At 72.6% G+C, this 12650-nt stretch carries 11 protein-coding genes; 10 read left to right on the forward strand and 1 reads right to left on the reverse strand.

The features are described from left to right. Window positions 1-2127, forward strand: a 2127-nt coding sequence (locus JWR81_RS08435; RefSeq protein WP_297649151.1) for an acyl-CoA dehydrogenase, incomplete at its 5' end; no start/stop codon positions are given. A 98-nt stretch (window positions 2128-2225) separates the two neighbouring features. Further along, complete coding sequence (locus JWR81_RS08440) at window positions 2226-3317, forward strand: acetyl-CoA hydrolase/transferase C-terminal domain-containing protein (RefSeq protein WP_297649153.1); 1092 nt, start codon at window positions 2226-2228, stop codon at window positions 3315-3317. Window positions 3318-3326: 9 nt separating this feature from the next. Here the strand turns inward: JWR81_RS08440 and JWR81_RS08445 are convergent, their stop codons facing one another. Then, on the reverse strand, window positions 3327-4874 hold the full coding sequence (locus JWR81_RS08445; protein WP_297649155.1) for a class I adenylate-forming enzyme family protein: 1548 nt from the start codon (window positions 4872-4874) through the stop codon (window positions 3327-3329). 200 nt (window positions 4875-5074) lie between these two features. Here JWR81_RS08445 and JWR81_RS08450 point away from each other — a divergent pair, with 200 nt between their 5' ends. From JWR81_RS08450 to JWR81_RS08485, 8 genes are all read left to right on the forward strand, one after another. Further along, entirely contained in the window at window positions 5075-6184 is a 1110-nt protein-coding gene (locus tag JWR81_RS08450; RefSeq protein ID WP_297649157.1) for an OB-fold domain-containing protein, read from the forward strand. After that, entirely contained in the window at window positions 6181-7341 is a 1161-nt protein-coding gene (locus JWR81_RS08455) for a beta-ketoacyl synthase N-terminal-like domain-containing protein (protein ID WP_297649159.1), read from the forward strand. Before JWR81_RS08450 ends, JWR81_RS08455 begins: the two co-directional genes overlap by 4 nt. Beyond that, window positions 7341-7766: an OB-fold domain-containing protein gene (locus tag JWR81_RS08460; RefSeq protein WP_297649161.1), complete on the forward strand. Its 426-nt coding sequence runs from the start codon at window positions 7341-7343 to the stop codon at window positions 7764-7766. Before JWR81_RS08455 ends, JWR81_RS08460 begins: the two co-directional genes overlap by 1 nt. Then, complete coding sequence (locus tag JWR81_RS08465; protein ID WP_297649163.1) at window positions 7763-8953, forward strand: thiolase family protein; 1191 nt, start codon at window positions 7763-7765, stop codon at window positions 8951-8953. Before JWR81_RS08460 ends, JWR81_RS08465 begins: the two co-directional genes overlap by 4 nt. Window positions 8954-8971: 18 nt before the next feature. Next, window positions 8972-9274, forward strand: coding sequence for a hypothetical protein (locus JWR81_RS08470; protein WP_297649165.1), 303 nt, complete (start codon window positions 8972-8974; stop codon window positions 9272-9274). Beyond that, window positions 9274-9729, forward strand: a complete 456-nt coding sequence (locus JWR81_RS08475) for a MaoC family dehydratase (RefSeq protein ID WP_297649167.1) — start codon at window positions 9274-9276, stop codon at window positions 9727-9729. Before JWR81_RS08470 ends, JWR81_RS08475 begins: the two co-directional genes overlap by 1 nt. Before the next feature lies 1 nt (window position 9730). Continuing rightward, the gene (locus tag JWR81_RS08480; RefSeq protein WP_297649169.1) at window positions 9731-11275 is read left to right on the forward strand and encodes a class I adenylate-forming enzyme family protein; all 1545 of its coding nucleotides are present in this window, start codon (window positions 9731-9733) and stop codon (window positions 11273-11275) included. A 155-nt stretch (window positions 11276-11430) separates the two neighbouring features. After that, a partial coding sequence (locus JWR81_RS08485; RefSeq protein ID WP_297649171.1) for an amidohydrolase family protein occupies window positions 11431-12650 on the forward strand: 1220 nt, incomplete at its 3' end.

Below are 12650 nucleotides of genomic sequence, written 5' to 3' on the forward strand. Positions count from 1 at the left end.
GCGACGATGGCGACCGAGCAGGGCTGGGACCGGGCCCTCTGGAGCGCCATGGCCGAGTCGATCGGGCTGCAGGGCCTCGCCATCCCTGAGCAGTACGGCGGGTCGGGCGCGGGCTGGGCCGAGCAGGGCGTGGTGCTCGAGGAGATGGGCCGCGCGTTGGTGTGCGCGCCGTACCTCGCGACGGTCGGCCTCGCGGTCCCGGCGCTGCTGGCTGCGGACGACCATGCCGCCGCGGAGCGCTGGCTCCCAGGAATCGCGGCGGGCGAGATCGTCGCCACCGCCGTGCTGACCGGGGACCCGCTGGCCGAGGCGGACGGCCGGCTCACCGGGGTGTCGCCGCACGTGCTCGACGGCGCGGCTGCCGACCTGCTGCTGGTCCTCGCCCGCACCCGCGACGGGATCGGGCTGTTCGGGGTCGAGCGCGGGGCCGCCGGGCTGGAGGTGGCCGGCCCGCGCACCTCGGACCTGACGCGCCGCATCGCGCGGGTGACCTTCCGGGACACCCCGGCCACGCCGATCGGTGCCTCCGATGCTGGACCGTCGATCGCCGAGGCCGTGCTGCCCCGTGTCGCCGCTCTGCTCGCGTGCGAACAGGTCGGTGGCGCGGCCCGCGCGCTGCAGCTCGCCGTCGACTACGCGTGCACGCGGATCCAGTTCGGCCGGCCGATCGGGTCGTTCCAAGCCGTCAAGCACCGGTGCGCTGACATGCTCGTAGCCGTGGAGAGCGCGCGGTCGGCCGCGTGGAAGGCCGTGCGCTCGGTGGACGCGGACAGCCCTGACCTGCTGCTGGTCGCGCGCATCGCCCGGGCCGTGTGCTCGGACGCCTACGTCCGCTGCGCCTCCGACTGCGTCCAGGTGCACGGCGGCATCGGCTACACCTGGGAGCACCCGGCCCACCTGCACGTCAAGCGCTCCCGCGGCTCCGCTGTGCTGTTCGGGACCGCGCAGGAGAACCGGTCCGCGATCGAGCCCACCGCCGACGGGGACGACGGACGGCCGGCCACCGGGTTCCGCGCGGAGGTCCGGGCCTGGCTGGAGACCACGCCCCGGCCGAACGGCCTGCGCGACTACGGCCCGACCCCGACCGCCGCGGACGTCCCGGCCGGCCGGGAGTGGCAGGCGGCGCTGGCCGCCGCCGGTTACGCGTGCCTGCACTGGCCCGTCCGATGGGGCGGCCGCGGCGCCGGCGTCACCGAGCAGGCGGCGTTCGCCGAGGAGGCCGCGCGCGCCGGCGTCCCGCGGCAGCTCAACATCGTCGGCCCCGACCTGGTCGGCCCGGTCCTCATGGCGTTCGGCACGCCGGAGCAAGGTGAGCGTTACCTGCCGCGCATCGCGACCGGTGAGGACATGTGGTGCCAGCTGTTCTCCGAGACCGGCGCCGGATCCGACCTGGCGTCGGTGCGCACCAAGGCCGTCCGTACCGGGAGCGGCTGGCGGGTCGACGGGCAGAAGGTGTGGACGAGCGGCGGCGACGGCGCCGAGTTCGGACTGCTGCTGGCCCGCAGCGGCGGGCCCGGCCACAGCGGCCTCTCGGTGTTCGTCGTGCCCATGATGGCCGCGGGTGTCACGGTTCGCCCGTTGGACCAGATGGACGGTGAGAGCAAGTTCAACGAGGTCTTCCTCGACGGCGTGGAGCTCACCCCTGACGCGCTGGTCGGCGAGGAGGGCCACGGCTGGCGCGTCGCCACCGCCACGCTCGGCCGCGAGCGGCTGTCGCTGGGGGCCAACGCCGTCGGCATGTTCCGCGCGCTGGACGACCTCGTCGCGGCAGCGCGCGACCGGGACCGGTACGACGCGCACCTGCGCGCGCAGGTCGTCGAGCTGTTCATCCGGACCTGGACGCTACGAGCGACGTGGGAGCGCGCGATCGCCGAGGGCGCCGAACCGGGCGCCGCGTCGTTCTCGGTGCTCAAGCTGCTGACGTCGGAGACCCACCGGGCTATCGGCGACCTGGGGGTCGAGGCGTTGGGCCTCGACGCCGTCTGGTCCGAGGACGACGAGCCGCTCGTGCACCGGATGCTGGTCGGCCACGCGCAGACCATCCTCGGCGGCACCAGTGAGATCCAGCGCAACATCCTTGCGGAGCGGTTGCTGGGGATGCCCCGCGAGCCGTCGCGGCCGACGTGAACACCGGCCGTCTCGTCGATCTGGTTCGACCGGGTGCTCTCGTCGCGGTCGCCGACGGGATCGGCGCGCCCCGTTCGGCCTCGGCAGAGCTGAGCGCCGTGGCGGCCGCCGCTGGCGGCGTCAGCGCGCTGCTGGGATGGATGCCGACCGCCGACTCCGGCTTGGATCTGGGCGCATTCTCCGACGTCCGCGCGCTGATGTCGGGATGGGGGCTGCGTCGCGCCGTCGAAGACGGCGAAGCCCGCGCGCTCCCGGTGCGACTGTCGTCGGTGCCGGCACTGCTGCACGGACCGCTGCGGCCGGAGCTCCTGCTGGCCACGGTCGTACCGTGTGCCGGTGGCGGATACGCGTTCGGCACCGAGGTCTCCTGGATGCGGGCCGCCGTCGCCGCGGGCGCTCGCGTCGCCGGGGTGGTCGCCCACCGGATGCCGTGCTGCGACTCCGGACCGCCGGTGCCCGCCGACCAGGTGGTCGTCGGGGGGGAGACCGATGATCTGCCAGTAACGCTGAGCTTCACGGGTCCGGCCGACGAGCACCGCGCGATCGCCGAGCGCGTCGCGGCGCTCGTGCCGTCCGGGGCGCGTCTGCAGGTCGGACCGGGAGCGCTCGGTGTCGCTGTCCTCGAAGCGCTCCGGGTGCCCGTCCGGATCGATTCCGGTCTGCTGCCGGATGGTGTGGTGGATCTCGATCGCCGTGGGCTCCTGCTCGACGATCCCGTCGCGACGTACCTGGCCGGTGGTCCCGGCCTGCTCGACTGGGCCGCGGGCCGACCACTCCTGCACCCGATCGAACACACACATGACATCGGCCGGCTCTCGGCGGGCACACCGTTCGTCGCTGTCAACACGGCGATCGAGATCGATGACCAGGGGCAGGTCAACGTCGAGGGGGCGCCGGGAGCTGCGGTCGGCGGCATCGGGGGTCACGCCGACTACGCGGTCGCGGGTGCGCGCTCCGTCGGGGGGCTGAGCATCGTCGCCGTCCCGTCGATGCATCGTGGGCGCCCCACGCTCGTCGACGATCTCAGCCGCCCGGTGAGTACACCCGGGCACGACGTCGACGTGATCGTCACCGAACACGGCCAAGCCGACCTGCGGGGGTTGGACCGCACCGAACGGGCCCGCGCGGTGCACGGGCTCTGGGAGCGCGGGGGCCTCTGGGAGCGGCGGGTCTCGGAGGCCTCCGCCTGACCGGTCGAGTCAGTGGGGTGCTGCCCACGTCGTGCCCGAACGGAGCGTGGGCTTGTCGACCTTGCCTGCCGCGTTGCGGGGCAGCGGGTCGGGCCGCACGGCCACGTACTCGGGGATCTTGAAGGCCGCGAGGCGCCGCCGGCCGTAGGCGACGATCCCGCCCACGTCGATCGTCGCGCCCGGCCGCGGCACCACCACCGCACCGACCTTGTGCCCCAGCCGCGGATCGGGCACCCCGACCACGGCGATCTCGGCGACGCCCGGGTAGCCCGACAGCGCGGTCTCGACCTCCACGCTGTAGGCGTTCTCACCCCCACGGTTGATCATGTCGGTCCGCCGGTCGAGCATCCGGACCCTGCCCTCGGCGTCGATCCGCACGAGGTCGCCCGTGCGCAGCCAGCCGCCGTCGAGGGCCTTCGCGCTCGCCTGCGCGTTGCGCCAGTACCCCGACATCAGCTGCGGTCCGCGGACCAGCAGCTCTCCGGTACCCGACGCGGCTTCCGGCCCGTCGAGGCGCAGTTCGGTGGCCGCGACCGCCGTGCCGACGGCATCGGAGTGCGCGAGCGTGTCGGCGTGGTCCAGGCCCGTCACGCAGGCTGCCTCGGTCAGGCCGTAGCCGGGCGCCAGGCGCGCGCCGGGGAAGGCGTCGAGAAGCGCGCGGACCTGGTCGGGCGGGGTAGGCGCGGCGCCATAGCAGACCAGCCGGACCGACGAAGTGTCCGCGCGGGCGAAGTCGGCGTGGTGCAGGGCCTGCCAGTACATCGCCGGCACGCCGTTGAGCACGTCGATCCGCTCATCAGAAGCAGCGCGCAGCCATGCGCCGACCTCGAACCGCTCCGCGATGACGACCGTGCCCCCGGCGGCCAGGGCGGGGAGCCACTGCATCCCGAACGCGAGCACATGGAAAAGCGGCGCGGCCACCAGGGCCCGGGTGGGCTCGGTCTTCCCGAGGTGCAGGGCCCGGCGGCACTGCTCGGCCGCCGAGAGCAGTGCGCGGTGCGACAGCACGGCGCCCTTCGGCCTGCCTGTGGTGCCGCTCGTGTAGAAGATCGCGCCCGGCGACTCGGGGTCCTCGGCGGGGCGCACCAGCGGCTCGCCGTCCGGCAGGGCGGTGGGGTCGTCGAGCACGGCTGCAGCACCGCTGTCTCCGAGGATGTGGTCCACCTCGGCGTCGGTCAGCCGCGGATTGACCGGCACCGGCACGGCTCCCGCGAGCATCGCGCCGAGCACGGCGACGCACCACGGCGCGCCGTTCGGCAACGGCACCGCCACGCGGTCGCCCGTCCGCACGCCGGAGTGCGCCAGGCCGCCTGCCACGCGGGAGGCCGCGTCCCACAGCTGCCGGTAGGACAGGCGCACCCCGGCCGCCAGGTCGACGACGGCTTCGGCGTCGGGTGTCCGCGCGACCGTCGCGCGGGCGAGCGCGCCCAGGGTCGGGGCGAGGCCGGTGAAGCGCAGGCCGGCGTCCGTGCGGACCGTTCCGGTCGTGTCCGGCGACGAGCCCGGAGCGGGCACTCCCGGTGGCTCCGTGTGGGTCGTCACGGTGGGGATGTCCATCGGCGCTCCTGTCCTGCGGACCGCACCGTCCGGCGGTGACGCTCGATGACATCGATGTTTGACGAAAATGTCAAGTCGCTACTAGTGTCCTGCCAGACGACATGAGAGGACCGACGATGGCTCTGCTCGCCGCTCTCGGCACGTACCTCCCTCCGTGGGGGGACGCCAGGGGGAGGACCGCTGGTCCCGATGAGGACACCGTGACGCTCGGCGTCGCGGCCGGCCGGGCCGCACTTCAGGGCGCCGCGCCGGGGGCCGTCCGGCACGTCGTGTTCGTGACGCACGAGCTCCCGCTGCTCGTCGGCGGGAACGGAGCGGCACTGCTGGCCGGCATCGGACTGCCCCCTGACGTTTCCGTCGTCGAGCAGATCGGTGGAGCCCCCGCCGTCCTCGACGCGCTGGTCGCCGCCGCTCCCGGCACGCTGGTCGTCGCCGCGGACATCGCCCCCGCGGGCGCCGGCGCGGCGCTGGTCGGGGAGCCGGGAGGGGGTGCCGACCCCGTCGGCCTGGAGCTGGTCGGCCGGGTGGTGCGCAGCCTCCCGGTGCGCAGCAGGCAGCCCGGCTCGGTCGAGCGCGACTACTCCGACCCCCGCCTGCAGCGCGAGCGCGGGCTCGGCGTGGCCGTCGACCTGCTGGACCTTCCCGAGAAGCCGGTCGTGGTGGCAGGGCTGGCCGGCAAGCAGGCCGCCGCGCTGTGCTCCGGCACGCCGCCCGTGCTGCCGACGCTCGGAGCGAGCGCGGCCGTGTTCGCCCTCGCCGCGCTCACCGACGGCGGCGTCGTCCTCGCTACCGAGCAGGCCTCCGCCACCGCCGTGCGCGTGGACGCGCCCGTCCCGGCCGTGCACCGCGACGAGCCGGAGCCCGTCGCGCCGCCGCGCCTGGTCGACAACCCCGGCCCGGAGATCGCGATCTCGCTGGCCGCCTACGAGCGGGCCTTCGAGGCCAAGCTGCGCTGGGAGGCCGGGAAATGCGACTCCTGCGGCACCCTCGCGCTGCCCCCGCGGCACCGCTGCCTGGGCTGCGGCTCGGAGGCCGGCTGGTCGCCGGCACCGCTGCCCCGCACCGGCGAGGTCTACACCGGCGTCACCATCCACATCCCGGTGCCCGGCCTGCCCACCCCGTACTCGCTGGCCATCGTGCAGCTCGACGGCGTCGACGTCCGCGCGTTGGTCAAGGTCACCGGCGTGCCCGCGGGCACCACCGAGATCGGCGACCGCGGGCGAATGGTGCTGCGCTGCGTCGCGATCAGATCCGGTGTGCCGGACTACGGGTACGCCCTCTACCCCGACACCCGAGGAGCCACGGCATGAGGCGGGTCGCAGTCGTCGGCGCCGGTATGACCACGTTCGGCGAGCACTTCGAGCTCGGCATCAAGGACCTCGTCCCGATGGCGGTCTCGGAGATGGAGGCGAGCGTCGACAAGGGTATGGACCGGGCCGACATCGAGGCCGCCTGGTTCGGCGAGCTCACCACCACCGACGGATTTCCGTCCGGCATCCTGGCCGACTCCTGCGGCCTGCTCGACATCCCCGTCACCCGTGTCGAGAACGCCTGCGCCACCGGCAACGACGCGGTCCGCAACGCGATGTTCGCCGTCGCGTCCGGGGCGATCGACGTCGCACTCGTCGTCGGTGCCGACAAGGTGCGCGAGTCGTCGTCCCGCGGCACGTTCTGGGAGTGGGCGGCGCTCACTCGCGACATGGCCTGGGACTACCCGCTCGGCCTCGTCGCCCCCGCCAACTTCGCCCTGCACGTGGCCCGCTACCTGCACGAGTCGCCCGCCACCAAGGAGCACCTCGCGATGGTGGCGGTGAAGAACCACAAGCACGCGGTGTCCAACCCCAAGGCACAGCTGCGCTTCGAGATCACCGTGCAGCAGGCCCTCGACGCACCGATGGTCGTGGCGCCGTTCGGGCTCTACGACTGCACGCCCCAAAGTGATGGCGCCGCCGCACTGCTGCTGGTCAGCGAGGACGTCGCCGACCGCTACACGGACAAGCCGGTGTGGGTGCGCGGCGTCGGGCTGGGCCTGGACCGCGTGATGCACCAGCACAAGAAGGACATGACGACGTTCCCGCCCACGGTCAAGGCGTCCAGGGCGGCGTATGCGATGGCCGGCATCGGACCCGACGACATCGACGTGGCCGAGGTGCACGACTGCTTCACCGGCGTCGAGCTGATCAGCTACGAGGACCTCGGGTTCTGCGAGCGCTTCGGCGCCTACAAGCTCATCGAGGACGGCACCACCGCGGTCGGCGGCGCGAAGCCGGTGAACCCCAGCGGCGGACTGAAGGCCAAGGGACACCCGCCGGGCGCAACCGGCGTCGCGCAGTGCGTCGAGCTGTTCGAGCAGCTGCGCGGCGAGGCGTCCAACCAGGTGGACGGGGCGCGCACCGGCCTCGCGCACAACATCGGCGGGCCCACCGCGGTCTCGGCGGTGACGGTCCTCTCGTCGGTGCGCGGCTGATGGGCACCGGCTACGTCGCCCCGGCGCTGCGGCTGCTCCCGGACCCGACGCCCGAGTCGCTGCCGTTCTGGACCGGGGGCGAGCGCGGCGAGCTGCTGATCTGCCGGTGCCGCTCGTGCGGCCACTGGTTCCACCCGCCCGCCCCGGCGTGCTTCCGCTGCCGCAGCACCGAGGTCGGCCCCGAGCCCGCGTCGGGCCGTGGCTCGGTCGCCGCGTTCACGATCAACCGGCAGCCGTGGATCCCCGGGTTCGCGCCGCCCTACGTCGTCGCGATGATCGAGATCACCGACGAGCCCGGCGTCCGCGTCGTCAGCAACGTGGTGGACGTGCCGGTCGAGGACGTCCACGTCGGGATGGAGGTCGCGGTGTTCTTCGAACAGCACGAGGACGTGTGGGTCCCGCTCTTCCGGCCGGTGACCCCGTGACGCGCGGCGGGCCCTTCGAGGGTCGCGCGGTGCTCACCGGCGCGGGCAAGTCCCAGGTCGGTCGCAAGCTCGGCCGCACCGGGCTGGACCTGACCGTGGAGGCGTGTCTGCGCGCCATCGCCGACGCCGGGCTCACTCCCGGCGACATCGACGGTGTGGCGAGCTACCCCGGCCCCGGTGTCCCCGACAAGGGGTTCTCCGGTGCCACCACCCACGAGCTGCGCGGTGCGCTCGGGCTGCGTAGTCGCTGGTATACCTCCTCGACGGAGACGGCGGGCCAGATCGGGCCTGCGATCGAGGCGTGCATGGCCGTCGCCTGTGGGCTGGCCGACCACGTGCTCGTGTTCCGCTCGGTGTGGGAGTCCACGGCGCAGGCATCCGGGGGGCGGGCGTCGGTGCTGTTCAGCGGCGGCCGCGTGCCCGGCCACCTGGAGTACATGGGCCCGTTCGGGGCGCTGTCGGCGGCGAACTGGCTGGCCATGCCCGCCCAGCGCTACATGCACGACCACGGCCTGACCCGCGAGCAGCTCGGCGCGATCGCGATCAACGCGCGCCGCAACGCCGGCCTCAATCCGGACGCGATCTTCCGCGACCCGCTCACGATGGAGGAGTACCTCGGCTCGCGGATGATCTCCGAGCCACTGTGCCTCTTCGACTGCGACATCCCGTGCGACGGCGCCACCGCGGTGATCGTCTCGCGCCGGGAGGCCGCGGCCGGTCTGCCTCGGCATCCGTTGACGGTCGAGTCGGTGGGCACCGGCATGTTCGAGCGGGCCACCTGGGACCAGCGCGTCGACGTCACCACGATGGCCGCCCATGACGCTGCGGCGACTCTCTGGGACCGCACCGAGCTGCGCCCGTCCGACGTCGGTGTCGCCCAGCTGTACGACGGCTTCAGCTTCCTCACCGTGATTTGGCTGGAGGCGCTCGGCTTCTGCGACCACGGCAAGGCCGGCTCGTTCGTCGAGGGAGGCGAACGCATCTCGCTGCACGGCGAGCTGCCGCTCAACACCAGCGGTGGCCAGCTGTCCGGCGGCAGGCTGCACGGCATGGGTTTCCTGCACGAGGCGTGCGTCCAGCTCTGGGGCGAGGCAGGCGAACGGCAGACCCCGTTGCATCCCGACGTCGCCGTGGTCGGCGTCGGCGGGGGACCGGTGGCAGGCGCGATGCTCCTCAGCACCCGATAGCGAGAGAGGGATCCACAGATGGTCACGAGCGGTTTGCGGCTGCGCAGCCAGGTCTGCACCACCGAGGTGGTGGTGGTGCGGGCCGGGTCCGAGGACGCCGAGCTGACCTGCGGGGGACATCCCCTGGTGGCGCTCGACGCGGAGCGTGCCGGCCTGAAGCCCGTCGACGGCCTCGCGGGCGGCACCCAGATCGGCAAGCGCTACACCGACGTCGAGGGCACGATCGAGCTGCTGGTGACGAAGGCGGGCACGGGCAGCCTCGGGCTGGGTAGCACGCCGCTCGAGCTCAAGAGCGCCAAGCCCCTTCCGGCGAGCGACTGATGGAGACCTATCGATCCGTCACCGACCTGGAGAAGGCCGTCGGCCAGGAGCTCGGGCCCACTGACTGGTTCACGATGGAGCAGAGCCGCGTCGACGGTTTCGCCGACGAGACCGAGGACCACCAATGGATCCACGTCGATCCCGAGCGCGCCGCCGACGGCCCGTTCGGCGCGACGGTTGCCCACGGCTTCCTCACGCTGTCGCTGCTGCCCTACTTCGTGAACCAGCTCCGCCGCATCGAGGGCGCGAAGATGGGCGTCAACTATGGGCTGAACAAGGTGCGGTTCCCCTCGCCGGTGCGCGTCGGCAGTCGGGTGCGCGCGCGGACGACCCTCGTCGAGGTGGCGCCGGTCGGGGACGGCGCGGTGCAGATGATCACCCGGACCACGATCGAGGCCGAGGGAAGCGACAAGCCGGCCTGCGTCGCGGACCTCGTCAGCCGTTACTACTTCTGACGTGACCGGCCGCCTGCTCGTCACGTCGACCCTCACCGAGCTGCTCGAGCGCAGGGCGGAGCTCACCCCCGACGCGCCGTTGCTGATGGACGAACACGGTGCTGCCCTGAGCTGCCGCGAGGTCCGCGACCGCGTCCGACGCGTGGCCGCGGCACTGGCGGCCGAGGGCATCGGCGCGGGTACCCATGTGGCCTGGCAGTTGCCGACCAGGATCAGCACGGTGCTGGTGATGCTGGCGCTGCGCCGTCTCGGCGCCGTGCAGGCGCCGATCATCCCGCTCTACCGCGAGCGGGAGGTCGCGGCGGCCGTCGCGACGTCGGAGGCCGAGGTGCTGCTGGTGCCCGGCACCTGGCGGGACGTCGACTATGTCGCGATGGCGGAGAGCCTCGAACTCGGGGACCGGACCGCGCCGCGGGCCGTCGTGATCGGGCCGGAGGCGCCCGAGCGCGCCGGCGATATGCCGCCCGTGCTCGTCGACGCCGGAGAACATCTGTGGACGTACTTCACCTCGGGCTCCTCGGGCGTGCCCAAGGGGGCGCGCCACACCGACCGGAGCCTGCTCACCACCGGGCTCGGGTTCGCCGGTCAGGGCCGGCTCGGCGAGGTCCCCGGTGAGGTCGGGGCGATGGCGTTCCCGATCGCCCACATCGGGGGTGTCCAGTACCTGATCGCCGCGCTGGCCGGCGGCTACCCCCTGCTGCTGCTCGAGGCGTTCGTGCCGGACCAGGCCGTGGAGTTGTTCCGCCTACACCGCGTGACCACGACCGGTGGCGCCCCGCCGTTCTACACCGCGCTCGTGGCGATGGCGCGCGCGGCGCCGGGCGACGGACGGCTGCTGCCGGACCTGCGGACGTTGAAGGGCGGCGGGGCGCCCTGCCCGCCGGAGCTGCAGCGCGCTGTCCGTGACGAGCTGGGCGCCGTGCTCGCGCACGACTACGGCATGACCGAGGTCCCGATGGTCGCGGTGGCCGACCCCTCCGACCCGGACGACGTGCTCGCCGACACCGACGGCCGCGTGCTGCCGTCCCACCGGCTGCGGATCGTCGACGCGGACGGTGAAGCCGTCGCGCCGGGGGAGCCGGGCGGGGTGCAGGTGGCCGGCCCCGGGGTCTGCCTCGGCTACACCGATCCGGCGGAGACGGCCGCGGCCTTCACCGAGGACGGCTGGTTCCGCACGGGTGATGTCGCCCGGCTGCTGCCGTCCGGCCACATCGAGGTCGTCGGCCGGACGAAGGACATGATCATCCGAAAGGGCGAGAACATCGCGCCGCAGGAGATCGAGCTCCTGCTCGCGCGGCACCCGGCCGTGGCCGAAGCCGCGGTCGTCGGCCTCCCCGACGCCGAGCGGGGCGAGCTCGTGTGCGCCGTCGTCGTCCCGGTGCCAGGCGCCGGGCCGCTCGCGATCCAGGAGCTGACCGCATGGCTGCTGGGCGCCGGGCTGATGCGACAGAAGCTGCCCGAGCGGCTCGAGACCGTCGACGCCCTGCCCCGCACCGGCCTCGCGAAGGTGGCGAAGGCGGAGCTGCGACGCCGGTTCGCCCAGTGACGACAGCGCCAAAAAGCGGCCCTGGACGGACGCACTGAGGCACACGGTGCCAATTCACGTGCACGTGAGACCCTGTACCTGGACTTGACGCTTTCGTCATAAATGCCTAGCGTTGCTCTCGCCGCAGCGAATGAGGCAGTTGAAGGGCAGGGACCGTGACCCAGTACACCGACGCACCGATCTTCGATGCGGACACGCACATGTACGAGACGCCGGAGGCGTTGACGAAGTACCTGCCGGAGAAGTTCAAGCGCGCCGTGCAGTACGTCCAGGTCGGTAAGCGCACCCGGATCGCGATCCAGAACAAGATCACGGAGTACATCCCGAACCCGACCTTCGACCGGGTCGCCGCTCCGGGGTCGCACGAGCTCTTCTACTCGGGTCAGAACAAGGACGGGAAGACCCTCCGTGAGCTGACCGGCGAGCCGATCGCCGCTCAGGCCGACTTTCGCGAGCCGGGCCCGCGCATCGAGGAGCTGAACCGACAGGGTGTCGACGAGGCGCTCGTGTTCCCCACGCTCGCGAACCTCGTGGAGCACTCCGCCGCCGAGGACCCCGAGCTGGTCGTCGCGATGATCCACGCGCTCAACCAGTGGATGCTCGAGACCTGGGGCTTCGTGCACGAGAACCGGCTGTTCATGACGCCGGTGATCACCTGCGCGCTCGTGGACGAGGCTCGGCGTGAGCTCGAGTACCTGGTGGAGAATGGTGCGAAGGCCGTGCTGATCAAGCCGGCGCCGGTCAAGGGCTGGCGCGGCTGGCGCTCGCCCGCGCTGCCTGAGTTCGACCCGTTCTGGGCCGACGTGCAGGCCGCCGACATGCCGGTCGTGCTGCACGCCAGCCAGCCTCCGCTCGACGAGTACGTCAACCGGTGGGAGCCGCCGTCGACGAACAACTTCATGGAGATGAGCGCGTTCCGCTGGCTCGTGCTGGGTCACCGCGAGATCGCCGACATGCTCGGCAGCCTGATCTGCCACGGCACGCTCACCCGGTTCCCGAACCTGCGCATCGCCAGCATCGAGAACGGCTCGGCGTGGATCAAGCCGCTGCTCGACGAGTTCGAGAGCGTCCACTCGAAGATGCCGCAGATGTTCCAGGAGCACCCGCTCGAGGTGTTCCGGCGCAACATCTGGGTCAGCCCGTTCTGGGAGGGCAGCGTCGAGGACGTCGTCAACTGGGTCGGCTGGGACAAGGTCATGTTCGGGTCGGACTACCCGCACCCGGAGGGCCTGACCGAGCCCAAGGGCTACTACAAGTACGCCGAGGGGATGAACGAGAAGCGCACCCGCGATTTCATGGGCGACAACGCCCGGCGCTTCGTGGGCCTGCCCGTCAAGAACCCCGCGGGAGACCTGCCGGAGCCGGCAGCGGTCGG

The organism is Pseudonocardia sp. (assembly GCF_025965585.1).
In the GTDB taxonomy this organism is placed as follows: domain Bacteria; phylum Actinomycetota; class Actinomycetes; order Mycobacteriales; family Pseudonocardiaceae; genus Pseudonocardia.